1 protein-coding gene is annotated in these 239 nt (G+C 38.9%); it reads right to left on the bottom strand.

The window, feature by feature from the left end:
• On the bottom strand, nucleotides 1-239 hold a 239-nt coding region (locus tag GJV03_RS21620; protein WP_171501898.1), incomplete at both ends, for a hypothetical protein.

The following is a 239-nucleotide window of genomic DNA, read 5'->3' as shown; positions in this document are numbered from 1 at the left end:
GCATTGTGACGATCACGTGCACGTGTACCTGAATAATTGATTCCTTGAGCACCATCAATGATATTTGCTGATGTGTAAGTAAACATCGTATCTTGTGGCAAATCAGCTTCACATACGATTGAATTACCATCCCAATAACTGATTGCACGAAATAAACCTGCAAGTTTGCTTAAAATATCAAAAGCAGATTCGGCACTTTGAATATACACATTACAAGTGAACCGTGGTTCTTGCTCACC

Source organism: Acinetobacter sp. RIT698, assembly GCF_009668065.1.
Taxonomy (GTDB): domain Bacteria; phylum Pseudomonadota; class Gammaproteobacteria; order Pseudomonadales; family Moraxellaceae; genus Acinetobacter; species Acinetobacter guillouiae.
The sequence above is the reverse complement of the archived record's forward strand: the minus strand, read 5'-3'. Positions and strand labels throughout refer to the sequence as shown.